Below are 24,142 nucleotides of genomic sequence, written 5' to 3'. Positions count from 1 at the left end.
AGCCATCGAGTGCCCGAGGCGGATGATCCGTGCCCCTCCCCACCACAGTCGTCCACGACCCCGTTCCTTCTGCCGGCGATCCCGCCACCACGACACGGTCCCAGGGGCGGGCGACGGGCGAGCCGTGCGCGGAGAGGTCCGCCGCCGTGATCGCGCCGCCTCCCGGCTCATAAGGACACCCCCCTGTGCCCCACGCCCAGCAGGACGCCCCCACTTCGCTCCTCCCCCGGCCCTCCATACAGGTGCCGGTCACGCCTCCCCCGCTTGACCGGCGCCCCCGTCCGCCCGGCCGCCGCGACCCCTACCTCCTGGCGACCGCCCTGTTCGCCGTGTACGCGGCCCTGTCCATCACCCGGTACGAGCATCTGGCGACCCGCTCCTGGGACCTCGGCATCTTCGAGCAGGCAGTCCGCGCGTACGCCCATCTGCAGGCGCCCGTCGTCGATCTGAAGGGGCCGGGGTTCAACATCCTGGGCGACCACTTCAGCCCGGTCCTCGTGCTTCTCGCCCCCGTCTACCGGCTCTTCCCCTCGCCGCTCACGCTGCTCGTCGCCCAGGCGGCCCTCTTCGCGCTGTCGGCCGTGCCGGTGACCCGCGCGGCCGCCGGGCTGCTGGGCCGGCGGCTCGGGCTCGCCCTCGGCATCGCGTACGGCGTGTCCTGGGGCCTCCAGCGGGCCGTCGACTTCGACTTCCACGAGATCTGCTTCGCCGTACCCCTGATCGCCTTCAGCCTGGAGGCGCTGCTGGCCGGCCGCTGGCGGCCCGCGCTGCTGTGGGCGCTGCCGCTGGTGCTGGTCAAGGAGGACCTGGGGATGACGGCGGCGGCCATCGCGCTGGTCGTCGCCGTGCGCTCCCGCCGCTCCTCCCCGCGCACGCTCCGGTACGCCCTCGCGGTGGCGGTCCTGGGCATCGCCGCCACCCTCGTCACTCTCACCGTCGTCATCCCCTCGTTCAACACCAGCGGCGGCTACGACTACTGGACCAAGGTCGACAGCGGCTTCTCCCTCTTCGACGGCACGGGCACGAAACTCCGCACGCTGGCCTGGCTGTTGATCCCCACCAGCGGTCTGCTCGCCCTGCGTTCACCCCTGCTCGCCGTGGCCCTGCCGACCCTGGGCTGGCGCTTCTACTCGGCCGACGACCACTACTGGGGCACCGACTGGCACTACAGCGCGGTCCTGATGCCGATCGTCGCGCTGGCCCTCGTCGACGCGCTCGCCCTCGCGCGCGTGAGCTCCCGGCCCTGGCTGCGTTCGTACGCCCAGCACGTGCCCGCGGCCGTCGCCGGAGCCGCACTGGCACTCACGACCACCCTCCCGCTGTCCACGCTGACGGAGTCCGCCACCTACGACACCCCCGAAGGCGTCCCCCGCATCGAACGCGCCCTGGACCGCATCCCGGACGACGCGACGGTCGAGGCCGACATCGGCCCCATCAGCCGCCTCACCTCGCGCTGTCGCGTCTTCTGGATCGGCAACACCCGGGGCGTCACCCCCGACTACATCGCCCTGAACAACACCAGCAGGTGGGTGGGCGACGTCCAGGCATACGCTCGCCGGCTCCACCCGAACGCGCGTTACACGATCGACGACGCCGCCTACGGCTACGTCGTCCTCAAGCGCAGTTCGTGATCGGCAGCCGCCGGACGTCATTGACAAGGGTGATCCGCGAAGGTTGTCATGTGCACATGCTGCGATGCCCTGGGACCTGCTGCACTCGCCGCGGGTACCGTCATTGACCGGGCGCCGCGCGCTGCTCGACGCCGCCCTGGCCGAGTTGACGGCCCGCCCCGGAGTGCTCTTCCACGGTCCCGCGGGGATCGGCAAGTCCACGCTCCTGGCCGCCCTCCGTTCGTCCTTGGCCGCGCAGGACGCGTCATGCACGGTGCTGCACTGCTCGCCCGCGGAGGAGGACGCCCGGCTTGCGTTCGTCGGCCTCGTCGACCTGTTCGCGCGGGTGCCGGAGAGCTGCCTGGAGGCACTGGCACCCCAGCCCCGGGAGGCGCTGAGGGCGGTCCTGCTGCGCGGCCCCGAACCGGCCGGCGACCAAAGCCGTCTCGCGCTGCGTGTCGCGGTTGTCGAGGTGCTGCGCTCCCTCGCCGCCGCCGGCCCCGTGCTGCTGGTCGTCGACGACCTCCAGTGGCTGGACGGTCCGAGCGCCGAGGTGCTCGCCTTCGCCGTACGCCGCGTCGAGGGCCTCCCCATTCGGGTGGTGGCCGCCGAGCGGGTGGCCGACGCCGAGCAGCCCGAACGGCTGCGCTGCTGCCCGCCGGGCACCGTCGAAGTGCCGGTGCCGCCCATGGTGGACGGCGAGGTGGCCCACCTCGTGCGCACGGCCGTCGGTGCCGATCTGCCGCCGGCGGTGCTGCGGGCGATCCAGGACACCGCTGCCGGAAACCCGGCGTACGCACTGGAGTTGGGGCGGGCGGCCCCGCACGATGCGGCGTCCGTCGGCTTCGGCCGGCCGCTGCCCATACCGATAAGGCTGCGCACCCTGCTGCTGGCCCAGGTGCGTACGCTGCCGGAGACGGTGCGGCACACGCTCCTCGTCACCAGCGCCGCCGCCCGCCCCAGCCTCACCGTGCTGCGAGCCGCCGGGCTTCCCGACCCCGCCGCGGACCTCGCCGAGGCCGAACGGCTCGGCGTCGCGGCGGCCGACGCCGACGGAACCGTACGTTTCAGACATCCGCTGATCCGCGCCGCCGTCTATGCCGACGCCCCGGAGTACAGCCGCCGGCAGGCGCACTCCCTGCTGGCCCGCGCCGTCACCGAGCCCGTGGGACAGGCCCGCCACCTCGCCCTCGCGCACCCGTACGAGGACGAGGCCACCGCCCGCACGCTGATGTCCGCGGCCGAGTCCGCCCGCCGCGACGGCGCACCCGACGCCGCCTGCGAACTGGCCGGGCTCGCCGCCCGGCACACTCCCGGCGACCATCCCGGCGAGCGCGCCGACCGGCTGCTGGCCGCGGCCGAATACGCCTGTGACGCCGGGCAGTTGGAGGAGGCGGGGCAGGCGGCCGAGACCGTGCTCGCCGGTTCGGGCTCCGCACGGCAGCGGGTGCGGGCCCGGCTGATCCTGCTGCGCAACGCCGGGCAGGCGCTGGGGGGTGCCCGTGACCTGATCGAGGAAGGCCTGCAGGACGCCGACGGCGATCCGGAAGCCGAGGGATGGCTGCATCACTGGGCGGCCGTACGGGGGCTGCTGTGCGGGGAGTTGGCGGAGGCGGCACGGCATGCCCGGCGCGCTGCCCGGCAGGCGGCCCGGGCAGGCGACACCGACACCCGGATCGGCGCCCTCGCCACCCTCGCCCGGGTGCGGTCCCTGGCCGGGGAGACGGCCGCCGCCGGCGCCGCGCTCGAAGAGGCCCTTGCACTGGCCGGTGGCGCCGACGCCGGCCCGGAGAGCTGGGGACTGATCCGGATGCGGGCGATCCTCGCCCTGGACTCCGACAGGGTCACCGAGGCCGGGCAGCAGGTCGCCGAACTCCTCGCGGACATCGGCGAGTTCGCCGGGGTCGAGGAGGTCATGGCGACCTTGGTGGCGCTGACCCGCATCCAGGTGCGCGCCGGGCACTGCCGGGAGGCACTGCGCACCGCCGCCCGCTGCTCGCGGGCCCTGGCCGAGACGGGCGTACAGGCGGCGCCCGCACTGTATGCGGCGGCGCTCGCGGCGACCGCGGGCGGCAGCGCCGACGAGGCCCGGCGCCTGGCCGAGCAGGCGGTTCGGGCCTCGGAGGCGGACGGCGACCGGCTGTTCCTGCTGCGCGCGCTGGCGGTGCTCGGGCAGGCCGAGCTGCTCGCCGGCGACCCGCGGGGAGCAGCGGCCGCGGCCGAGGCGCTGCACCGCGTCAAGGAGCTCGGTGAGGCGATGTGCGCCGCCGATCCGCCCTTGCTGCACTGGTACGGCGACCTCGCCGAAGCCCTGGTGATCCTGGGCGAGACGGATACCGCCGGGGCTGTGCTCCGTGAGGCCCGCACGCGTGTGTCCGGCGATGCGCCCGGGAGCGTACTGGCGGCTCTGGAACGGGCGGAGGGGCTGCGGGAGGCGGGGCTCGGGCGGGCGAAGGAGGGGGCGGTACGGCTGCGTGCCGCGGTGGACCGCCTGCGTCAACTCCCCTTGCCCGTGGAGCTGGTGCGCACCCTGATCGCGCTCGGCGCGGTCGAGCGCCGCTCACGTCGCAGGACCGCGGCGCGGGCGGCCCTCGGCGAGGCACTGGAGACCGCGACACGCATCGGCGCCGCTCCGCTGGCGGCGCGGGCCGGGGACGAGCTGGCGCGGCTGGAGGCCGGGGAGCGCAGCGGTGAGGCGGGCGCGGGCGGACCCGAACTCACCCCCACCGAAGCCAGGATCGCCGAACTGGTCGGCGGCGGGGCCACCAACCGCGAAGTCGCCGCAGAGCTGTTCATCAGCGTCAAGACGGTGGAAGGCGCCCTGTCGCGGGTCTACCGCAAGGTCGGTGTCCGCTCGCGCACCGCGCTCGCCCATGCGATGGCGGTCGCCGTCATCGCGTCCGGCGCGGGGGCCGTGAACTCCGGCGACGACGACCAAGTCAGGACCGCAGTCCAGGCCGTGACGGTGAGTCAGCCCGGCCGGGTGCGGACTGCCCGGGCGCTCGACAGCCGCCGCTGACGTGACATCCGCCGTTCACGTGACATCAGTTGTTAACACGTGAAGCAAGGGTTCCCCCGCTTATGCGGGTGGGGCTGATGTTCCTACGTTGAAGCCGTTCCGCTTCCGGGACACACCCCCCACCTTCCGGAGGACCTCAGTGAAGTCACGCCTGAAACTGCTCGGTCTGGTCACCGTGCCGGCCCTGCTCGCCGCCGCCGTACCCGCCGCCTACGCCGCCGGCACCGTCCAGCCGCACGCGACTCGCGCCGCGATCACCGGAGATGTCCTCAAGGGCCTCAACAAGAACGCCTCCCGCACCGGAAACGTCGCCGCCGGCAAGCGGATATCGGTGGCGATCAGCCTGACCCCCAGAAACGACAAGGCACTCGACACCTTCGTCGCCAAGGTCAGCAATCCGCGGTCGAGTTCCTACGGCCACTACCTGACGAAGGCCCAGTTCGCGGCCCGCTTCGGCCGGACCGACGCCGAGGTCGAGCAGCTCAAGGACTACCTGCGCGCGCAGGGGCTCACCATCGGCAAGGTCCACTCGGGCAACCTGCTGGTCGACGCCAGCGGCACCGCCGCCCAGCTGGAGAAGGCCTTCGGCACCAAGCTGTCGACCTTCAAGGACACGGCGTCGGGGCGCTCGTTCTACGCCAACGACACCACGCCGACCCTGCCGGCCTCCGTCGCCTCCCTCGTCAGCGACGTGGCCGGCCTCAACAACCGCCTGACCCTGCACCACCAGGCGCCCTCCACGGTCACCCCGCACAACGGCCCGGGCGGCGGCTACACCCCGGCCCAGCTCAAGGGCGGCTACAACGTCTCCGGAACGTACACCGGCAGTGGCCAGAAGATCGCGCTGCTGGAGTTCGACGGTTTCCAGCAGTCCAACATCACGAAGTACGACACCAACTACAGCCTGGGTTCGCCCACGCCGACCGTGCAGAAGGTGGACGGCGGCTCCGGCGCGCTCGGCGACGGGCAGGTCGAGGTCGAGCTGGACATCGAGGTCCTGCACGCGATCGCCCCCAAGGCGAACGTCACCGTCTTCGAGGGCCCCAACTCCGACGCCGGCGAGGTCGACACCTATCAGGCCATCGTCGACAGCGGCATCCCGACCACCTCGATCAGCTGGGGCGCCGCCGAGAGCGCCCGCACCACCTCCGGCTTCAACGCCGTGGACGCCGTCTTCAAGGCGGGCGCCGCCCAGGGCCTCGGCTTCTACGCGGCCTCCGGCGACGACGGCTCCGACGACGCGGGCGACGGCGGCACCTCCGTCGACTACCCGGCCAGCGACCCGTACGTCACCGGCGTCGGCGGCACCAAGCTGACCGTGACCTCGTCCAACGCCTTCAGCAAGGAGGTGGCCTGGTCCGGCGGCGGTGGCGGCAAGTCCTCCGTCTTCAAGATCCCCAGCTGGCAGACCGCGGTGCAGAAGAGCGCCGGCGGCGGCTTCCGCCAGGTCCCGGACGTCTCGGCGCACGCCAACCCCAGCCCCGGCGTCTCGATCTACTCGCAGGGCTCCTGGTCCTCGGTGGGCGGCACCAGCGCCGCCGCGCCCGAGTGGGCGGCGTTCGCCGCGCTCTACAACCAGCAGGCCGCGGCAGCCGGCAAGGCCAACCTCGGCTTCGCCAACCCCGCCCTCTACTCGGCGAGCGGCACCGGCTTCCACGACATCACCAGCGGCAGCAACGGCGCCTACTCCGCCGCCACCGGCTGGGACTTCACCACCGGCTGGGGCTCGTACAACGCCGCGACCCTCGCGAGCAAGCTGCTCGGCTGACCCCTGGCGGCTGAAAACCGAACGACAAGGCGCGGGCCGGGATCACTTCCGGCCCGCGCTGCGGCGTACGCCGGTGCAGTCGCCGTATCCGCACCGGAAGACCAGCGGCCCTTGAGGCCTGCTCGGAGCAGCCACCCGTCCGCGGAAACGGCCGGAAGGCGGCCCTCCGGGCCACCGGGTCATCCGCCGTCCGAGCGCAGGGCCCTGTCGATCTCGCCCAGCGCACGCGTCAGTCGTGGGTAGTCGGCGGCGGTCACCGGCTTGACGAAGTACTCCTCCACCACGCGCGCGTGCACGGCCGCGGCCCGCACGAACACCTCCCGGCCCTCCTCGGTCGGCTCCACCAGGGCCACCCTGCGGTCCCCGGGTGACGGCACACGGCGGACCAGCCCGGCCTCCTCCATACGGTCGACCAGGCGGGTCGTACCGCTGCTGGTGAGCGTGAGGTCATCGGCGAGCTGCCTCTGTGAGACCTCGTCGCCGGGCTGTCGGCAGAGCCGTATCAGCACCTCCAGCATCGTGTGGCTGATGCCGCACTCCCGCCGCACCGCGCCGTCGATCCGCTGCTCGAGGCGGGTGGCGGACCTGATCAGCAGGCCGAAGTCGCGCACCAGCGGGCTGTTCGCGGCACGGGTTGCGGCGGCCTCGTGGCTCCGGGAGCTCCTGGCATTCACGTATCGAACTCTACTGCCAGATCACCTACTGCTGTCTCAATTGCTGAGCAATCAATTGCTGAGCAGTCAGCTAAATCCTATGGTGTGCGACATCACCCGCGAGAGAGGGAGAGCACAGTGGATCTGCAGCACTGGCTCGGCCGCGCCACCGACGCCATACAGGACTGGGCCGACACCTTCGGTCCGTACCGGTCACACCCGTCGCTCCTCGTCGACGACGAGCGTTTCGGCGCGGCCTTCGAGGAGTTCACCGGCAGGCTGAAGGACAACTACCCGTTCTTCCATCCGCGTTACGCGGGTCAGATGCTCAAGCCGCCGCACCCCGCGGCCGTGGTCGGTTACCTCACCGCCATGCTGATCAACCCCAACAACCACGCCCTGGACGGCGGTCCCGCCACCGCGGCGATGGAACGCGAGGCCGTCGCCCGGCTCGCCGCGATGTTCGGCTACGACACCCACCTCGGCCACCTCACCACCAGCGGCACGATCGCCAACCTGGAAGCCCTCTTCGTGGCCCGCGAACTCCACCCGGGCCGGGGCGTCGCCTACAGCGAGGACGCCCACTACACCCACGGCCGCATGTGCCACGTCCTCGACATGACCGGCCACCCCGTGCGCACCGACAGCCGGGGCCGCATCGACCTCCACGCGCTGGAGGACGTCCTGCGGACCGGTGAGGTCGGCACGGTCGTCGTGACCACCGGCACCACCGGACTGGGCGCCGTCGACCCCGTCCACGAGGTCCTGCCCCTGGCCGAGCGGCACGGCGTCCGCATCCACGTCGACGCCGCCTACGGCGGCTTCTTCACGCTGCTCGCCGGCGCCGACGGCCCCGAGGGGCTCCCGCCCGACCCCTGGCGGGCCCTCGCACGGTGCGACTCGATCGTCGTCGACCCGCACAAGCACGGACTCCAGCCCTACGGCTGCGGCGCCGTCCTCTTCCGCGACCCGGGGGTCGGCCGCTTCTACCTCCACGACTCCCCCTACACGTACTTCACCTCCGGCGAACTCCATCTCGGCGAGATCAGCCTGGAGTGCTCGCGCGCCGGCGCCTCCGCTGCAGCCCTGTGGCTCACCTTCCGGCTGCTGCCGCCCACCCCCGACGGCCTCGGCCAGGTCCTGGCGGCAGGGCGCCGAGCGGCCCTGCACTGGGCGGATCTGATCGAGGCGTCCGACGTCCTGGAGCTGTACCAGCGGCCCGAGTTGGACATCGTCAGCTACTTCCCCACCGTCGAACCGGCCGCCCTGTCCGGCATCGACGCGACCTCCGCCCGCATCCTCGCCGACGGCATGTCCGGCCCCGACCCGGTGTTCCTGAGCACCTTCAAGGCGAGCCGCGAGGCGTTCGCCGTACGCCATCCCAAGGTCACCGCGGACGCCCAAGGCGCCCGGATCCTGCGCAGCGTGCTGATGAAGCCGGAGTCCGAGCACGCTGCCGAGCACCTGCACGCACGGGTGGAGCAGCTCGCCCGGCCTTGAGGGGGCCGGGCGCAGCGGGGCGTGTCCAGCACGGAGGAGTCAGTGGTCACCAGGTCACGGGAAGCTCCGTCACGCCACCGGTGAGGGTGGTGCGCACTTCCAGTTCGTCGAGCGCCTTGGCGAGCCGGAGACCGGGCAGGCGGCGGGCGAGGGCGGCGAACACGACGCGCAGTTCGACGCGGGCCAGGCTTGCTCCGATGCAGAAGTGCACGCCGTGGCCGAAGCCGAGGTGGCCCCGTTCCGGGCGGTCGGGGGCGAAGTTCTCGGCGTCCGTGTAGACGGACGCGTCGCGGTTGGCGGAGTTGACCGAAAGGATCACGGCGTCGCCGCGGCGGATGGTGACACCGGCGACGTCGAGGTCGGTGTGGGCGTACCGGAGCAGACCGAGGTCGCCGGGCGCGCCCATGCGCATGATCTCCTCGACGGTGGCGTTGACCCGGGCGGCGGGGTCTGCGGTCAGCGCCTGCCACTGGTCGCGGTGGGTGAGCAGGAAGAGCGTGCCCAGGCCGATGCGGTTGACGGTGGTCTCGTGCCCGGCGAACAGCAGCCCGACGCAGAGGCGGATCATCTCGTCGTAGTCGTAGTCCGGGTCGGTGCTCTGGGCGCGGACGACGTCGGAGATCACGTCCTCGCCGGTCTGTGTGCGTTTGGTCTCGGCGAGTTCGCTCATGTAGCGGCTGAACTCGTCCCGTGCCTGGTGGGCCCCGTCGCCGATGGCGTAGTTGGCCATGCGCTCCGAGAGCGAAGCGAAGTACTCGTGGTCGTCCTGGGGCACCCCGAGCAGTCGGCAGATGACCGCGACGGGCAGCGGGAAGGCCAGCCCGGTGTGCAGGTCGACGATGCCGTCGGGGGCGGCGGCATGCTCGGTGAGCAGCTGGTCGATGCAGTCGTCGACCAGCTGCTGCACGTGGTCGGAGAGCATCTGCATCCGCTTGGCCGAGAACGCCGGGGTCAGCAGCCGGCGCATCCGGGTGTGGTCGGCCTCCTCGGTGTCGTAATTGCCCGAGGGCCCGTCCAGGACCGCGGCGGAGGTGATGCGCGACGCCCGTTCCGGCTCGGGATGGGAGCGGCCGAGCCGCTTGTCGCCGAGCAGGTCGCGGACCTCGTCGAAGCGGGTGACCAGCCAGGCCGGATCCCCGGCCGGTGTGGTGACCGGCGTGACCGGGGCCTCCCGGCGCAGCACCTCGTACAGCGGCGCGAGGTCCAGGACGTTGGGACGGGTGAAGGGCAGCTGCGGACGCTCGGCGGCAACGCTCATGGCTCTCCTCCGGTGATCTTCCGGTGGTTCGACCGTAGCAGTTTATTGTCAGTCACTGCCAATAAAGTTTGCGCCAATCGGCCCACCCCGCCAGGCGTGTCTAAGATCGGCCGATGGAGGACTTCAGAGTGGGCGGCGGCCGTGCACCCCGCCGGGGGCGGCCGCCGGTCAGCGACGAGCAACGCGAGCGGCAACGCCTGGACATCTCCCGTCACGCGGTCCGGCTGTTCGCCGCACAGGGCGTGGCCGCCACCTCCGGCGAGCAGATCGCACGGGCGGCCGGCGTCTCCGAACGCACACTGTGGCGCCACTTCCGCACCAAGGAAAGCTGCGTGGAGCCCCTGCTCACCAAGATGATCGACGCCTTCCGGGCGGTCCTGCACGCCTGGCCGGCCGACACGGACCTGACAGAGCACCTGCGAGCGGCCTACCGCCCCGTCCTCGAATCGTCGTCCAGCACGGACATCGAGGCAGTTCACACCGTGGTCCGGCTGACCCGTGACGAACCCGCGCTGCGCGCCGCCTACCTCATGCTCCGGGAGCGCGCGGAGGACACGTTCGCCGAAGTGCTCGCCGAACGCACGGGCCTGCCGGCCGACGCGTTCGAGGTCCGCGCACAGGCCGCCGCCATGAACGCCGTACTCAAAGTGGCGGCCGACCACTTCGCCGAGGACACGGCCGAAACCGGCATCACCCCGGAAACCCTGCACCGGCACCGCGAACAACTCGCGGGCGCGCTCAGCCTGGTCACCCGGGGGCTCGCGGCCCCCTCGAACAGCCGGTCCCCGTCTCGCGGAAAAAAATCTGTCGGCGATGTCGAGAACCCGCGTCCGGCTCCGTCCCGGGGGTGAACGCGACCACAATGGGTCGCACGAGCACCGAGGAGAACCACGATGGCCAAGTACCTGCTGCTGAAGCACTACCGAGGCGCCCCGGCGGCGGTCAACGACGTGCCCATGGCCCAGTGGACGCCGGAGGAGATCTCGGCCCACGTGCAGTACATGAACGACTTCGCGGCCCGGCTCGAGAAGTCCGGCGAGTTCGTCGACAGCCAGGCACTCACCCCCGACGGGACGTTCGTCCGCTACGACGGTGAGGGGCGTCCGCCGGTCACCGACGGACCGTTCGCCGAGACCAAGGACCTCATCGCCGGCTGGATGATCATCGACGTCGACAGCTACGAGCGCGCGGTCGAGCTGGCCGGGGAACTGTCGGCCGCCCCCGGCGCGGGCGGGAAGCCGATCCACGAGTGGCTGGAGCTGCGCCCGTTCCTGGCCGGGCACTCGCACTGCACCGGCACGGAGTGATCTCATCGATGAACGAGGCCCTGCTCAGGAGCCTCACACCGAGCGTGCTCACCGTCCTCGTCCGCCGCGGAGCCGACTTCGCGGCGGCCGAGGACGCCGTGCAGGACGCGCTCATCGAGGCGGTCCGCGTGTGGCCGGCCGATCCGCCGCGGGATGCGAAGGGCTGGCTGATCACCGCGGCCTGGCGCAAGTTCCTCGACACGCGGCGGGCGGAGACCGCCCGCCGCCGGCGTGAGGACCTCGTCGACGAGGAGCCGCCGCCCGGGCCCACACCCGCCGTGGACGACACGCTCCAGCTCTACTTCCTGTGCGCCCACCCGTCGCTGACGCCGTCGGCGGCGGTCGCGCTCACGCTGCGCGCCGTCGGCGGTCTGACCACCCGCCAGATCGCCCAGGCCTACCTGGTGCCCGAGGCGACCATGGCGCAGCGGATCAGCCGGGCCAAACGCACCGTGGCCGGTGTGCGATTCGACCAGCCCGGTGACGTCGCCACCGTGCTGCGCGTCCTCTACCTGGTCTTCAACGAGGGCTACTCGGGCGACGTCGACCTCGCCGCCGAGGCCATCCGGCTCACCCGGCAGCTCGCGGCGGCGATCGACCACCCCGAGGTGGCGGGGCTGCTCGCCCTCATGCTGCTCCACCACGCCCGGCGCGCCGCCCGCACCGCGCCCGACGGCAGCCTGGTACCGCTCGCCGAGCAGGATCGCGGCCGGTGGGACACCGCGTCGATCGCCGAGGGCGTCGCAATCCTGCAGGCGGCCCTCGCCCGCGACCGGCTGGGCGAGTACCAGGCCCAGGCCGCCATCGCCGCCCTCCACGCGGATGCGCCCACCGCCGAGGAAACCGACTGGGTGCAGATCGTCGAGTGGTACGACGAGCTCACGCGCCTGACCGACAGCCCGGTCGTCCGACTCAACCGCGCCGTGGCCGTCGGCGAGGCCGACGGACCACGCGCCGGCCTGGCGGCGCTCGCGGAGCTGGACGACTCACTGCCCCGCCACACCGCGGTGGCGGCCTACCTCCACGAGCGCGACGGCGACCTGGCCACGGCGGCACAGCTGTACGCCGAGGCGGCCCACAAGGCACCCGCCCTCGCCGAGCGCGACCACCTGACCCGCCAGGCCGCCCGCCTCAACGCCCGCCGGCGCCGCTGACGGTACGTCCTGGGCCGCAGACGGTACGTCCTGAGATGAGCACGGCACGACTCCCGCACACCCCGGGACGTATCCACGCCGTACAACTCAGCCGTGCGAGAACGTCCCGTGGCGAAGGCGGCGCGGCGGGGTGGCCGACCAGACTCACCAGGCCGGTGAGCAGTTTGGCCAAGGAACTCTTTCGTGTCGTGCTTCTTGTTCTTCTCACTGCGACTCCAGGAGTGAGCGCCAAGAAACTCAGGCATCGGGATGAACAGAGTGTGGGAGCGTTCCAAAGAACGACTCTGCCAAGTACACGTCAAGATGCTCGGCACGCTACCGGGTCAGCGCCTCGACCCGGCGCATCACCTCACGGCAGAACTCCCCCACCCCGTCCGGGTCGTCGATGAACTGGTTCGGCTTGATGCAGAACGTCGTGAAGCCCTGTTCCAGCTGTTCGGCAATCGGCGCAAGGGCCGCGCCGAGGTCCGCCGGTGAGTGGTCGTCGGGGAAGACGGCCTGGGTGCCGCCGATCATCTCCAGGTCGGACACGTCCCGGCCGGCGGCGGCCATGGCGTCCTTGAGCAGTTGCATGTCCGGGGGTGTCGGCCTGCCCAGCGGGTGGAACCCGTGGCCGTAGCGGACGAGTCGGCGCAGGACGGGACCGTGCAGGCGCTGGCCGCCGAACCACAGCCGCGGGCCGTCCGGGCGGTAGGCCTTGGGCTCGAAGTAGACGTCCCGGAAGGGGTAGTGCTCGCTCTCGTGCGAGATCGGGGACGGGCCCCAGGCCTTGGCCCACACCTCCAGGTGTTCGTCGAGCAGGCGGCCCCGCATGCCGAAGGGCACGCCGAGGGCGTCGTACTCGTCCCTGCTCCAGCTGACCGTGGGCTGCACCAGCAGGCGGCCCTCGCTGAGCAGGTCGAGGGTGCCCAACTCCCTTGCCATGAGCAGCGGATGGCGCAGTGGGGCGAGGACGGCCGCGGCGGCCAGTCGCAGACGCTCGGTGACGGAGGCGATGGCGGCGAGCAGGAGCAGCGAGTTGGGCCAGGGGGTGTACGGATCCTGGTTTCCCGGCAGGGCGTACTCACGGGCGTTGCCCATGATGCCGTCGGCGCCCGCGTCGGGGCCGAGCACGATGTGTTCGCTGACCATGACCGAGTCGAAGCCGGCGTCCTCGGCCTCGCGGGCCCACCGTACGGCCGTGGGCAGATCGGCGCGGCCGCCGGTGAGGGTCCAGTTCTCGCTGAGGACGAGCAGCATGCGGGGTGCGTGGGTCATCGTCGGCTTGCTCCTTGTTCCCGGGCGGCGGGCGCCCGTTCCACGAAGTACTCCAGGTCTTCCGGCGCGGGCCGCAGCACGCCGTCCCGCACGGCGAGCGCCGTGGCCTCGGCGCGCGAGGCGCAGCCGGTCTTGCGCAGCAGGTGCTCGATGTGGCTGTGCACGGTCCGCGGCGACAGGAACAGGGCCTGCGCGATGGCCTGGTTGGTCTGCCCCCTGGCCGCCCGCGTGAGCACCTCCAGCTCCCGCGGACTCAGTCCGTACGGCAGCTCGGCGCGCTCCTCGTGCACCAGCACCGCCGTCCGCGTCGCCGCCCCCGGCCCGACCGCGCAGCGACGCAGCACCACGCGGTGCCACTCGGCCCCGACCGGCCACAGGGCCCGTAGGCGCAGGCCGCGGGAGAGGGCGAACACCTCGACGAGCCGGGCGAAGGCCTCGTCCTGCAAGGCCCCGGCGGGCGCCCGGCCCGGGACGTCGATCACGCCCTCGGCCGTGACGAGGTTCGCGCCCGCCCCGGGCGGCAGATCGCCGAGACCCGCGACAGGGGCCGTGGGGTCGGTCAGGACGCCCAGCGCCGGCAGGATCGAGGCAAGGAGCTGCCGCGCCTCGGTGTCATAGGTGTCGGCGCCTTCCGTGGACAGATGGATCAGGCCGACCAGGCGCCCGTCGTGGCGCAGCGCCCCGGTCAGCCCGTCACGGAAACCGGCCGGCCGGACCCGCTCGGCGTAGAACCAGCCGTGCCGGAAGCGCGGCCCGGGATCGTCGGCGTCCTCGGAGATTGAGCGCGGCAACTCCTGTCGTACGACATTGGCGTACCAGGGAGTCGAGACGAACTCGGCGGCCAGCGCCTGCGAGGTCTCGGCGGTGTAGCCGACGCCGGCGATCTGCACATGCCTGCCGGAGACGGGGTCGATGCCGAGCAGGGTCACGGCGTCGAACGGCAGGGCCCCGCCGAGCTCCTGCAGGGCCTGGCCGCAGGCCGTGGCGGTGTCGCGTTCGCGGGTGAGCATGCCGATGCGGGTCGCGGCGGCGATCTGCTGGTGGCTGAGCATGTGAGCCTCCCGAGGGCCCCTGTAACCACGGAGGAACTGTTACGGCGAGATTGTTTGGACCCTAACGATAGGGATGGGGTGAGTGTCGGGCAACCCCTCGGCTGTTGCCGCGCCCCGGCTCCTCCTGGTCGGGCCCGGCGGTTCGGAGAGTCGGTATTTGTACGGATGGCGGGGCCGGGGGCCCGGGGCTTTTCTGTTCGGCACAGCCGGACGCCCGCCGTGACGGGCCCGTTTTCCTGGGAGAGCACCGCCATGACCAGATTCCCGCAGGCCGTTCCCCCGGCCTCACGCCGGCAGTTCCTCGCATGGTCGAGCGGTGTCGCGGCGGCCACCGCACTGGCCGCGGCGGGCTGTTCGGCGCCGGACGATGGCGCAGGATCGGCGAAGGCCGAGAACGCGGCGGCCGGATCGTCGTCGGGCGCGAAGGCCCTGGGCAGGATCGGGCTGGACTATCCGTTCACCCAACTCCCGCTCTACGCAACGCTGGTGAAGCTCTCCACCGCCGCCGCGAAGAAACACCACGTCTCGCTGCTGACCACCAGCGACGCGAGCAACGCCGACACCCAGGCCACCAACCTGGGCACCTGGGTCAGTCAGAAGGTCCCGGCCATCGTGTCGTTCCCGATGGTCTTCGAGGCCACCGAGGCCATCGCCAAGAGGGCGCTGGATGCCGGGCTGATCTGGGTGACGTACGGCGGAACGCTGGAGCACCAGAGCGCGGACATCCAGTTCAGCTTCCTCAAGGGCGGCACGCTGCTCGGGGAGGCCGCGGCGAAGTGGGCCAACCAGCAGCTCGGCGGCAAGGGCAAGGTCGCCTTCCTCACCGACAGCACGATCCAGCTGGGCCGCGAGCGCACCAAGGGCATGATCGACGCCTTCACCAAGCACGCACCCGGCATCGACGTCGTTGCCAAGGAGCAGGCCATCGATCCGGACACGGGGCTGTCGAAGTCCCGCGCCGTCCTCGCCAAGCATCCCGACCTGAACATCATCCTCGGCGTCACGGACGCCGCGGCCTACGGCGGTTTCAAGGCCCTGCAGCAGACGGGACGGGCCAAGGACGACGCCAAGACCTTCGTCGGCGGGCAGGACGGTGCCGCTCCCTCGCTGCTCGCCGTCAAGCAGGGCACGTTCTACCGCGCCTCGGCCGCCCTGGCGCCGCAGGACATCGCGTCCGCCGTCGTCGACGTGCCGCTCGCGGTCGCCGCCGGGAAGCAGAACCCCAGCGTCCAGGTGCCGATCACGCTCGTCCAGCACGGCGACACGGCGCGGATCGACGCGCTGCTCGCACAGAACTCGTAGGCACCGGTCATGTCCGAAGCGAAAGTGCCGAACCTTCGTGTGCGTGGGCTGAGCAAGTCCTTCGGCGGCGTACGGGCGTTGGACGGCGTGGACCTCACCGTCCCGGCGGGCCAGGTGCACGCCCTGCTCGGCCACAACGGCGCCGGCAAGTCCACCCTGATCAAGTGCCTCGGCGGTGCCTTCCCGCCGGACGCGGGCACGATCGAGGTGGGCGGCAGCAGCCATACGCGGCTGAGTCCGCGCGAGTCGATCGCCGCGGGTGTGGCGGTCATCTTCCAGACGCTCAGCGTCGTCGACTCGCTGACGGTGGCCGAGAACATCTTCCTCGGCCAGGAGTGGACCCCGTACGGGCGGATCGACCGGCGGGCCCAGGAAGAGGTGGCTTCCGGGCTGCTGCAGCGCGTCGCGGCGCACTGCTCGCCGCGCGACCGGGTGGGCGAACTGCCCATGGGGCAGCGGCAGTTGGTGGAGATCGCCAAGGCGCTCAGCCGCAGCGCCTCGGTGCTGGTGCTCGACGAGCCCACGGCCGCGCTGTCCGAGGCGGAGAGCGACGCCCTGACCGAGCGGGTGGAGGATCTGCGCGGCCAGGGACTGGCCATCGTGTACGTCACCCATCTGCTGGCCGAGGTGGAGCGGCTCGCGGATGCCGTGACGGTGTTGCGGGACGGGCGGGTGACCCATCGGTCGGTGGTGTCGGGGCGGACGCGGCGGGAGTTGGCCGACGCGATCGTGGGCCCGGGGACCGGCGATGCCGTCCCTGCCGGTCGGGTGCGGGCGCGCGCCGCGCAAGGTGTGCGCCCGGCCCGCCTCACGGTGGACGGGCTGCGCGGTCCCGGATTCGGTCCCGTCGACCTCAATGTCGGCGACGGCGAGATCGTCGGGCTGTACGGGCTGATCGGCGCCGGCCGTACGCGCATTCTGGAGACCTTGTACGGCAGGCGCCGCGCGTCCGGCGGAACGGTGCGCGTCGCTGACCGTGCCGTCGCGGCCATCCGCCCGGCCGAGGCGCTGGCCGCGGGGATCGCGCTCGTGCCGGCGGACCGGCGCCGACAGGGGCTGTTCCCGCTGTTGAGCGCCCAGGACAACGCGCTGTTGCCGTCGGTCCGTCCGCTGGCCCGGCGGGGTGTGCGGGCGCTGGCCCGTGAACGGCGGATCTTCGGCGCGCTGTCCGAGGCGGTCGGGCTGCGACCCGCCCGGCCGCGGCTGCCTGCGGCCGCCTTCTCCGGAGGCAACCAGCAGAAGCTCGTCCTGGGCCGGTGGATCAACGAGGCTCGCAGCGTGGACGTCCTGCTGCTCGACGAGCCCACGCAGGGCGTCGACGTGGGCGCCCGGCAGGAGATCTACCAGGTCGTCTCCTCACTCGCCGAACAGCGGGGCACCGCCGTGCTGTTCGCCTCCAGCGACCCGGAGGAGGTCGTCGCGCTGGCCGACCGCTGCCTGGTCGTCGCCGCGGGACGGATCGTGGGCGAGCTGAGCGGGGCCGAACTCACCGAGGCGGCGCTGCTGTCGGCCGTACACAACGCAGACGTAGACATACACGATCCGGACAACCCCGCGACCTCGGAAGGAGCGGCATGACCACCGCGACCACCACACCTGCCGACCGCATCGTTCCGGGGCCGCGTGCCCTGGCCGGCGGAGGGCTCACCGCCGTGCGGCGGCATCCGCTGCTCGTCGTCCTTGCCCTGATGGTGCTGGTGTTCCAGCTGACGACCGGGAGTTTCCTCGACGCGGGGAATCTGCGCGGGATCGCCACCGACGCGGCCACGCTGACCATCGTGGCCGTGCCGCTCGCGCTGCTGGTCATCAGTGGCTACCTCGATCTGTCGGTCGGCTCGACGCTCGCGTTGGGCGGGCTGGTGGCCGGCTGGCTCGCCGGGCAGCAGCACCAGTCGCCGGTCGTGGCGGTGCTCGGCGCGCTCGTCGTGGGCGCGGCGGTCGGCGTCGTGAACGGCATCCTGTGCTGTTACCTGGGGCTGTCCGCCTTCATCGTGACGCTGGGCATGCTGACCGCGGTGCGCGGGCTGGCGCAGCAGCTCTTTCCGCTGCCGCTGAGCAGCTTCGGGGCGGGGTTCGCCTGGCTCGGAGGAGCGCGCATCGCCGGGATCGACGCGCCGGTCGTCATCGCCGCGCTGGTGCTGGTGGCGGGCGCGCTGTTCCTGGCGCTCACCCCGGCCGGGCGGCACGTCTTCGCCATCGGCGTCAACCGGGAGGCCGCCTACCTCTCCGGCATCGGCGTGCGCCGTACGCCCTTCGGGCTGTTCGTCGTCACGGGCGTCGCGGCCGCTCTGGCCGGGGCCATCAAGGCGTCAGTGCTGGACAGTGTCGTCGCCGGGACCTCGGGGGCAGGGTTCGAACTGACCGTGCTCACCGCCGTGTTGCTCGGCGGAGTCGCGTTGACCGGCGGCTCGGGCTCGGTCTTCGGGGTGCTGCTCGGCGTGCTCTTCCTCGGCTGCCTGCAGAACGGCCTGACCCTGCTGAACGTGCCCGCCTTCTGGCAGCAGATGGCCCAGGGCGTCGCCCTCGTGGCCGGTGCGGCCCTCGCCTATTTCGGCCCGCGGCTGACCCGGTGACCACCCCGTCGCCCCCGTCCCCGACCTTCGTATCGCAGAGAGGTATCGCGTGAACGACAGCATTCCCACCCCCACCCTCATCCTGACCGGCGGCCAGGTCCTGACCGTCGACGACGGCTTCACCGTGGCCGAGGGCGTGGCCGTGCGCGGCCGGAGCATCGTCGCCGTCGGCGGCGACGCCGAGATCCGCGCCCTGGCCGGGCCCGGCACGCGGGTCGTCGAACTGGGCGGGCGGACCGTCCTGCCCGGCATCAACGACTCCCATCTGCACGGGGCGGCGTACGGTATGACGAAGCCGCCGTTCGCCATCGCCGTCGGGCACCCGGCGGTGGGCTCGATCGCCGACATCGCGGCCGCCGTGGAACGGGCGGTGCGCGCGGCCCGGCCCGGTGAGTGGCTCGTCGGGCTGGGCTGGGACCCCGGTTATCTCGCGGAGTGTCTCGCCGACCCGCGCCGCTTTCCGCACCGCCGGGACCTGGACGCGGTCGCGCCGGACAATCCGGTCTGTCTGACCGACTTCTCCTCGCACATGGTGTGGGTCAACAGCGCGGCGCTACGGCAGTGCGGCATCGACGCGGCGAGCGCGCCCCCGCCGGGCGGCGTGATCGACCTGGACCCGGACGGCGAACCCACCGGCATCCTGCGCGAGGCCGCCCAGGGCCTTGTCCAGGCCGCGCTGCCCTCCCCCACCCTGGCCCAGCGCCGCCACGCCATCCAGAACGTGATCGCCGAGCTCCACTCCCGCGGCATCACCAGCTACACGGAGCCCGGTCTCGGCCCCGGCGGCACCACCACCCTCTTCGGCGGCCTGAGCACCGACAACTGGACCGCGTACGCCGACCTCGCCGCCGCCGGCGAGCTGCGGGCCCGGGTAAGCGTCCTGCTGCTGCCCGCGCCCATGGGCGGCTCCGCCGACGACCTGCGCAAAGGGCTGGCCGAGCTGCGCCGTCCCGAGTCCGCCGACCCGCGCCTGCTGCGCGCCATCGGCGTCAAGATCTTCGGCGACGGGGTACCGCCGAACCGTACGGCCTGGATGAACGAGCCCTACGCCGACGGCGGCCACGGCGCGCTGTGCGTGCACGGCGACACCCCCGCGCTCCAGGTCGACGAGCTGCGCGAGATGATCCGCATCGCCCATGAGGCGGGCTTCCAGCTCGGCGTGCACGTCACCGGCGACCGCGCCATCGACACGGTCGTGGACGCCTTCGTCGCCGCGAACGAGGCCGCCCCGCGGCCCGATGCCCGCCACTACGTCATCCACGGCGACTTCGTCGGCGCCGAAAGCCTCGCCAAGCTCGCCGCGCACGGCTACGGCATCAACATGAACCCCGCCATCAAGTGGACCATCTCCGACCTGATGGACGAGGTCGTCGGGCCCGAGCGCTCCGCGTACCAGTGGCCCGTTCGGTCCGCCGTCGAAGCCGGGGTCGCGGTCTGCGCCAGTTCCGACGCGCCGATCACCGAGCCCGACTGGCGGCAGGGCGTGGCCGCGATGATGCTGCGGGAGTCGAAGGCGAGCGGCCGCAGGAGCGGACCGGAGCAGTGCGTCAGTCTGGCCGAGGCCCTGCGGGCGTACACGATCAATGCGGCGCGTCAGGACTTCGCCGAGGAGTGGAAAGGCTCGATCGAGACGGGCAAGGTCGCGGACCTGTGCGTCCTGGACCGCCCGCTGCTTGCTCTGAACCCGCACGAGATCACGGACGCGGAGGTGGACCTGACGGTGTTCGACGGACGCATCGTCCACGAGCGCTAGGTCCCCTCGTACAATTTGATCCCGAACGGTCAAAGAAGACGGCCGAAGAAAGCGTTCGAAGAAGAGCGAGGGAGCGCCCGTGCCCGGCCAGCGATCCATCACCGAAGCCGAAAAGCTCGCCGCGGCGAAACTCGGCGGCACCCCGATACGCCGGGACCAGATGGCGGCCGTGGCCAACATCTACCGGGCCGCCTCCGCGGTGCGCCAGCACGTGGAGAACTCCGTACTGCGCGGCTCCGATCTGACCTGGACGGCGTTCGTCGTGCTGTGGGTCGTATGGGTGTGGGGTGAGTCGGAGACCCGGCACGTGGCCGAGGAGGCGGGCATCTCCAAGGGGACGCTCACCGGCGTGTCGCGCACCCTGGAGTCACGCGGACTCATCCGGCGGGCCGGCCACCCGTCGGACGGCAGGCTGGTCCTGCTCAGCCTCACCGACGAGGGCGAGCAGCTGATGCAGCGCCTGTTCCCGGCGTTCAACGAGGAAGAAGCCTTCGTCACGGGCCAGTTGACGGACGAGGAGTGCCGCACCCTCGCGGAGGGCCTGCGCCGGGTGGTGCTCCAGGTGGAGGAGAACGGCGAGGAACGCCGCCAGTCCCTGCTGAACGGGGCGGAGCCGGCGCCTCGGCGGAGTGGGCGGCGGGCCAAGGGCTGAGATTCGGCGGGCTGTTCGTGCCAACGGCGAGCGGTGACTGCGGTTCTGTCCAGCGGATCATGCATCGGGTTGTCCGATGGGCAAATGAGGGCGAAGGGCTGCCGTCGGCAGTCGCCCTTCGTCACACTGTGAGGAACGGCATTGAGACTCTTCGTAATCGGGGGACTCGTGCAGGCTGAGGATTCCACGGACCACGGACCACGGACCGGGGAGATCCGGTTCGGATGGCGTGATGCAGGTGCTGTTGTCCATCGCGTTCGATCCCGAGCTGGACCCGGAGCCCGCCGAGCGACTCACGCACCAATTGCGTGCTGAGATCGCCGAGTTGGACATCGAGTCGGTCGGCCCCGCACCCGCGGCGACGGTTCCGGACGGGGCGAAGGGCAACGAGGCCGTTGCGCTGGGGGCGGTCGTCGTTGCACTGAGCGCCTCCGCGGTAGCGATCACGGCGATTCTCTTCGTGCGCCGTCGCCGTCGCGGTCAGTGAGCAGTCTCGGCACCGCACTCGTCACCGCCTCCAGCCCGGCGAAGGCGAAGATGTCGGCGACCGCTGCCCGCAGGCTCACAAAGTGACGGTGCACGCCAACCACCGCAGTCGCGGAGTTGACGCCCCACACCGTCATGCCGGCCCGCAGTCCTGCCTCGACTCCGGACGGCGCGTCCTCGACGACCAGGCAGTCCTCGGGCCGGGCACCCAGCCGCTCTGCGGCCAGCAGGAAAGGGACGGGCGAGGGTTTGCCTTCGTCCACCGCGGCGGCGTCCACGATGACGCTCGGGAACGGCAGGCCCGTCCGGGCAAATCGCCCGCGCACCCGGTGCTCGTAGTTGGAGGTCACCAGCGCCCACGACCCCGGAGGCAGACCGCCCAGCAACTCCGACGCGCCGTCGAAGGCCGTATAGACGCCGGACCGGACGTCGTCGTCCTCCAACTCGTGCAGGGCAGCCAGGCACTCCCCCGGATCCCGGTCCGGAGCCACCTTTGCGAAGGTCTCCATCGGTCGCGTCCGCAGCGCCACCTGATGGACCTCAGCCGCGTCCAGTCCGTATCGTCCCGCCCACGTCGCCCAGACCCGACGCTGGTTGTCCACGGCATCGATCAATGTGCCGTCCACGTCGAAGAGGACGCATTTGCCGGAACCGGGCTGGTCAAGGTCACTGGTCATGCCTTGATCATGTCAGTGGCCCTCGTCGTACGCGATGTCCGGCAACCATGGCTCCCGGCCCACAACATCGCTATCATTTGACCTCAAACAACAGGTTCGGACACGCTTGCAGAATTCCCGCCGCCAGCCGAGGAGCCCCGCCGTGCGCGCACTCGTCATCCAGCACGACCACATGACCGAGCCCGGCCTGGTCGGAGCCCGGCTCGTGGAGCGCGGTTACGAGCTCACCACCGTGACCGTCGTGCCCGAACACCGCCACCACGCGCCGGACGTGGTCTTCGACTTCCCCGACGCCGCCGACTGGGATCTCGTCGTCTCGCTCGGCGCGCCCTGGTCGGTGTACGACGAGGCGGCCGTCGGCAGCTGGATCGGCGGCGAGCTCGCGCTGCTGCGCAAGGCCCACCACCTCGGCGTACCGGTGCTCGGGGTGTGCTTCGGCGCGCAGGCGCTGACCACTGCCCTCGGCGGCTCGGTCGAGCCGTCGCCGCGCGCCGAGATCGGCTGGACCGAGATCGACACGTACGACGCCTCGCTGGTGGGCCGGGGCCCCTGGATGCAGTGGCATTACGACCGCTGCGTACCGCCGCCGGGCACCGAGGAGTTGGCGCGGAACGAGGTGGGCGTGCAGGCGTTCCGGGTCGGGCGGAGTCTCGGGGTGCAGTTCCATCCGGAGGTCACGTTGTGGATGCTGCGCGGGTGGCTGGCGAACGGCGGTGAGCAGCAGGCGCTGCGGCACGGCGTCGACCCCGTCCAACTCCTCGCCCGGAGTGGCGACTTGGAGGCGACCGCCCGGGCCAACGCCCGCCACCTGGTCGACAGGTTCCTCGATCGGGTGGCGGGTGCAACGGGCTGACGCACGCACGCCGCACCGGGGACGCCTCAACCGCCGGCCGAGCTGGAGACCGACACGTAGTCCACCAGCATCGGCACGCCGGATCGAGTGGACGAACTCGGCGTGGCGTGTCCGGCGAGCGGGTCGGGGAAGGCGCCGCCCATCGCCAGGTTCAGCAGGATGAAGTGGGCGTGGCCCGTGGCGGCGTTCCAGGTGGATGCGTCCATCTGGGAGGCGTTGACGGAGTGGTACTGGACGCCGTCGACGTACCAGCGCAGTTGCTGCGGGGAGACGCTGCGGTCCCACTCGAAGGCGTAGGTGTGGAAGTTGCCGGGGCAGGCGGTGTCGGGGCAGGCCCTGTTGGCGCCCAGGCCGTTGGTCTCGTTGCAGGGGCCGCCGGGGTTGGTGCCGCAATGGAGGGTGCCGAAGACCTTGTTGACGCCGTTGGCGTTCTCCATGATGTCGAACTCGCCGATGCCGGGCCAGTTCTGGTAGTTGCCGCGGAACGGGGCGCCCAGGGTCCAGAAGGCGGGCCAGTAGCCGTCGGCCGCGTCGCCGGTGACGTCGGGGACCTGGATGCGGCTTTCGATGCGCAGCTTGCCTCCGGCCGGCGGTTCGAAGTCGCTGCGCCGGGTCTCGATCCGGGCGGAGGTCCAGTTGCCGGACGCGTCCTTGATCGGGGTGATCTTCAGATGCCCGGCGCCGTCCTGCTGCAGGTTGGCCGGGTCCGAGGTGTAGGTCTGCACCTCGCCGGTGCCCCAGTGCGCGGCGCCGCCCGGGTAACTCGTCCCGGTGTCGGTGATCCAGTTGTCACCGGAGGGCGGGGCGCCCGCCGAGCCGGAGAAGTCGTCGCTCCAGACCAGGCTCCAGCCGCCCGGAGTTGGCGGCACGTCGGCACTGGCGAGGCCGTACAGACCGCCGCCGAGCAGGGCGAGCCCGCCCAGCACTCCGATCGCCGCCCTCAGCGGCCGACGCATCTTCCTTGCATGTTTGTTGCGCAACACGGGATGACCTCCACGAGGTGGGGGGAACAGGAGGTAACGGCTTCAGCAGAAACCGCGTCCGTCACTGTGGTGCTCGTCGTGGAGGCCGTCAATGCTTATGACTGAGAGCGCTCTCAACTACACGTTTGTGACCGACTGGTGAAGACCGGGCGGGACGCGGGGAGTTGGGGCGCGAGTCGCCCCACCGCCACACCCGACACCCAGACACCACTTCCCCCGCACATCACCTTGACCACCCCCGCCCGCGCCAGCAGAATGTGGCCACTTGAGAGCGCTCTCAGAGCG

The 24,142-nt window shown here is 71.7% G+C and carries 19 protein-coding genes and 1 pseudogene; 14 read left to right on the top strand and 6 right to left on the bottom strand.

Translation table 11 applies throughout. From position 1 onward, the window contains the following. Positions 1-185 precede the first annotated feature (185 nt). The 3 genes from ACFY10_RS24375 to ACFY10_RS24365 all read left to right on the top strand — a co-directional run bounded on the left by ACFY10_RS24375 (position 186) and on the right by ACFY10_RS24365 (position 6,397). Complete coding sequence (locus tag ACFY10_RS24375) at positions 186-1,631, top strand: DUF2079 domain-containing protein (RefSeq protein WP_390667299.1); 1,446 nt, start codon at positions 186-188, stop codon at positions 1,629-1,631. 64 nt (positions 1,632-1,695) lie between these two features. Continuing rightward, positions 1,696-4,629 (top strand): AAA family ATPase, encoded by a 2,934-nt coding sequence (locus ACFY10_RS24370; RefSeq protein ID WP_390667298.1) that lies wholly within the window; start codon positions 1,696-1,698, stop codon positions 4,627-4,629. Between the two features lie 139 nt (positions 4,630-4,768). Then, on the top strand, positions 4,769-6,397 hold the full coding sequence (locus ACFY10_RS24365; RefSeq protein WP_390667297.1) for a protease pro-enzyme activation domain-containing protein: 1,629 nt from the start codon (positions 4,769-4,771) through the stop codon (positions 6,395-6,397). Between the two features lie 179 nt (positions 6,398-6,576). On the opposite strand, the gene ACFY10_RS24360 is transcribed toward ACFY10_RS24365, so the two are convergent. Then, a complete protein-coding gene (locus ACFY10_RS24360) occupies positions 6,577-7,071 on the bottom strand; it encodes a MarR family winged helix-turn-helix transcriptional regulator (protein ID WP_390667296.1) in 495 nt (164 codons plus the stop codon). Positions 7,072-7,188: 117 nt separating this feature from the next. On the opposite strand from ACFY10_RS24360, the gene ACFY10_RS24355 reads away from it, so the two are divergent. Beyond that, the gene (locus ACFY10_RS24355) at positions 7,189-8,550 is read left to right on the top strand and encodes a pyridoxal phosphate-dependent decarboxylase family protein (RefSeq protein ID WP_390667295.1); all 1,362 of its coding nucleotides are present in this window, start codon (positions 7,189-7,191) and stop codon (positions 8,548-8,550) included. Positions 8,551-8,596: 46 nt separating this feature from the next. Here the strand turns inward: ACFY10_RS24355 and ACFY10_RS24350 are convergent, their stop codons facing one another. After that, positions 8,597-9,808 carry a cytochrome P450 gene (locus tag ACFY10_RS24350; RefSeq protein WP_390667294.1) on the bottom strand — a complete coding sequence of 404 codons (1,212 nt, stop codon included), beginning with the start codon at positions 9,806-9,808 and terminating at the stop codon, positions 8,597-8,599. Between the two features lie 113 nt (positions 9,809-9,921). Between ACFY10_RS24350 and ACFY10_RS24345 the strand changes: the two genes are divergently transcribed. Genes ACFY10_RS24345 through ACFY10_RS24335 form a run of 3 tightly spaced genes read left to right on the top strand, consistent with a single transcriptional unit; the run spans position 9,922 to position 12,269 of the window. Further along, on the top strand, positions 9,922-10,659 hold the full coding sequence (locus ACFY10_RS24345) for a TetR family transcriptional regulator (protein WP_390667293.1): 738 nt from the start codon (positions 9,922-9,924) through the stop codon (positions 10,657-10,659). Positions 10,660-10,701: 42 nt separating this feature from the next. Further along, a complete protein-coding gene (locus ACFY10_RS24340; RefSeq protein ID WP_390667292.1) occupies positions 10,702-11,115 on the top strand; it encodes a YciI family protein in 414 nt (137 codons plus the stop codon). Between the two features lie 8 nt (positions 11,116-11,123). After that, positions 11,124-12,269 (top strand): RNA polymerase sigma factor, encoded by a 1,146-nt coding sequence (locus ACFY10_RS24335; RefSeq protein ID WP_390667291.1) that lies wholly within the window; start codon positions 11,124-11,126, stop codon positions 12,267-12,269. A 315-nt stretch (positions 12,270-12,584) separates the two neighbouring features. Here ACFY10_RS24335 and ACFY10_RS24330 read toward each other — a convergent pair whose 3' ends face one another. Then, positions 12,585-13,526 carry an LLM class flavin-dependent oxidoreductase gene (locus ACFY10_RS24330; RefSeq protein WP_390667290.1) on the bottom strand — a complete coding sequence of 314 codons (942 nt, stop codon included), beginning with the start codon at positions 13,524-13,526 and terminating at the stop codon, positions 12,585-12,587. Beyond that, on the bottom strand, positions 13,523-14,578 hold the full coding sequence (locus ACFY10_RS24325; protein WP_390667289.1) for a response regulator transcription factor: 1,056 nt from the start codon (positions 14,576-14,578) through the stop codon (positions 13,523-13,525). Before ACFY10_RS24325 ends, ACFY10_RS24330 begins: the two co-directional genes overlap by 4 nt. Before the next feature lie 252 nt (positions 14,579-14,830). Between ACFY10_RS24325 and ACFY10_RS24320 the strand changes: the two genes are divergently transcribed. From ACFY10_RS24320 to ACFY10_RS24295, 6 genes are all read left to right on the top strand, one after another. Further along, positions 14,831-15,880, top strand: coding sequence for a sugar ABC transporter substrate-binding protein (locus ACFY10_RS24320; protein WP_390667288.1), 1,050 nt, complete (start codon positions 14,831-14,833; stop codon positions 15,878-15,880). Positions 15,881-15,889: 9 nt separating this feature from the next. Next, positions 15,890-17,458 (top strand): sugar ABC transporter ATP-binding protein, encoded by a 1,569-nt coding sequence (locus ACFY10_RS24315; protein ID WP_390667287.1) that lies wholly within the window; start codon positions 15,890-15,892, stop codon positions 17,456-17,458. Beyond that, on the top strand, positions 17,455-18,453 hold the full coding sequence (locus ACFY10_RS24310; protein WP_390667286.1) for an ABC transporter permease: 999 nt from the start codon (positions 17,455-17,457) through the stop codon (positions 18,451-18,453). The genes ACFY10_RS24315 and ACFY10_RS24310 overlap by 4 nt, the downstream gene beginning before the upstream one ends. Positions 18,454-18,502: 49 nt before the next feature. Beyond that, positions 18,503-20,206, top strand: coding sequence for an amidohydrolase (locus ACFY10_RS24305; RefSeq protein ID WP_390667285.1), 1,704 nt, complete (start codon positions 18,503-18,505; stop codon positions 20,204-20,206). Between the two features lie 79 nt (positions 20,207-20,285). Then, the gene (locus tag ACFY10_RS24300) at positions 20,286-20,858 is read left to right on the top strand and encodes a MarR family winged helix-turn-helix transcriptional regulator (protein WP_390667284.1); all 573 of its coding nucleotides are present in this window, start codon (positions 20,286-20,288) and stop codon (positions 20,856-20,858) included. 229 nt (positions 20,859-21,087) lie between these two features. Then, positions 21,088-21,345, top strand: coding sequence for a hypothetical protein (locus ACFY10_RS24295; RefSeq protein WP_390667283.1), 258 nt, complete (start codon positions 21,088-21,090; stop codon positions 21,343-21,345). Here the strand turns inward: ACFY10_RS24295 and ACFY10_RS24290 are convergent. Further along, on the bottom strand, positions 21,302-22,021 hold the full coding sequence (locus ACFY10_RS24290; RefSeq protein WP_390667282.1) for an HAD family hydrolase: 720 nt from the start codon (positions 22,019-22,021) through the stop codon (positions 21,302-21,304). The genes ACFY10_RS24295 and ACFY10_RS24290 overlap by 44 nt on opposite strands. A 142-nt stretch (positions 22,022-22,163) precedes the next feature. Here ACFY10_RS24290 and ACFY10_RS24285 point away from each other — a divergent pair, with 142 nt between their 5' ends. After that, the gene (locus ACFY10_RS24285; protein WP_390667281.1) at positions 22,164-22,874 is read left to right on the top strand and encodes a type 1 glutamine amidotransferase; all 711 of its coding nucleotides are present in this window, start codon (positions 22,164-22,166) and stop codon (positions 22,872-22,874) included. A gap of 29 nt (positions 22,875-22,903) precedes the next feature. Here ACFY10_RS24285 and ACFY10_RS24280 read toward each other — a convergent pair. Next, positions 22,904-23,830: pseudogene (locus ACFY10_RS24280) on the bottom strand (glycoside hydrolase family 16 protein); the annotation flags it as partial. Positions 23,831-24,142: the final 312 nt, after the last annotated feature.

Source organism: Streptomyces sp. NPDC001401 (assembly GCF_042895385.1).
In the GTDB taxonomy this organism is placed as follows: Bacteria; Actinomycetota; Actinomycetes; order Streptomycetales; family Streptomycetaceae; genus Streptomyces.
The sequence above is the reverse complement of the archived record's forward strand: the minus strand, read 5'-3'. Positions and strand labels throughout refer to the sequence as shown.

Bases quoted from the DNA above. Each gene is read 5' to 3' on its own strand.
- ACFY10_RS24370 (WP_390667298.1), top strand. From the start codon at position 1,696: ATGCCCTGGGACCTGCTGCACTCGCCGCGGGTACCGTCATTGACCGGG.
- ACFY10_RS24350 (WP_390667294.1), bottom strand. From the start codon at position 9,808: ATGAGCGTTGCCGCCGAGCGTCCGCAGCTGCCCTTCACCCGTCCCAAC.
- ACFY10_RS24345 (WP_390667293.1), top strand. From the start codon at position 9,922: ATGGAGGACTTCAGAGTGGGCGGCGGCCGTGCACCCCGCCGGGGGCGG.
- ACFY10_RS24340 (WP_390667292.1), top strand. From the start codon at position 10,702: ATGGCCAAGTACCTGCTGCTGAAGCACTACCGAGGCGCCCCGGCGGCG.
- ACFY10_RS24335 (WP_390667291.1), top strand. From the start codon at position 11,124: ATGAACGAGGCCCTGCTCAGGAGCCTCACACCGAGCGTGCTCACCGTC.
- ACFY10_RS24330 (WP_390667290.1), bottom strand. From the start codon at position 13,526: ATGACCCACGCACCCCGCATGCTGCTCGTCCTCAGCGAGAACTGGACC.
- ACFY10_RS24325 (WP_390667289.1), bottom strand. From the start codon at position 14,578: ATGCTCAGCCACCAGCAGATCGCCGCCGCGACCCGCATCGGCATGCTC.
- ACFY10_RS24320 (WP_390667288.1), top strand. From the start codon at position 14,831: ATGACCAGATTCCCGCAGGCCGTTCCCCCGGCCTCACGCCGGCAGTTC.
- ACFY10_RS24315 (WP_390667287.1), top strand. From the start codon at position 15,890: ATGTCCGAAGCGAAAGTGCCGAACCTTCGTGTGCGTGGGCTGAGCAAG.
- ACFY10_RS24310 (WP_390667286.1), top strand. From the start codon at position 17,455: ATGACCACCGCGACCACCACACCTGCCGACCGCATCGTTCCGGGGCCG.
- ACFY10_RS24290 (WP_390667282.1), bottom strand. From the start codon at position 22,021: ATGACCAGTGACCTTGACCAGCCCGGTTCCGGCAAATGCGTCCTCTTC.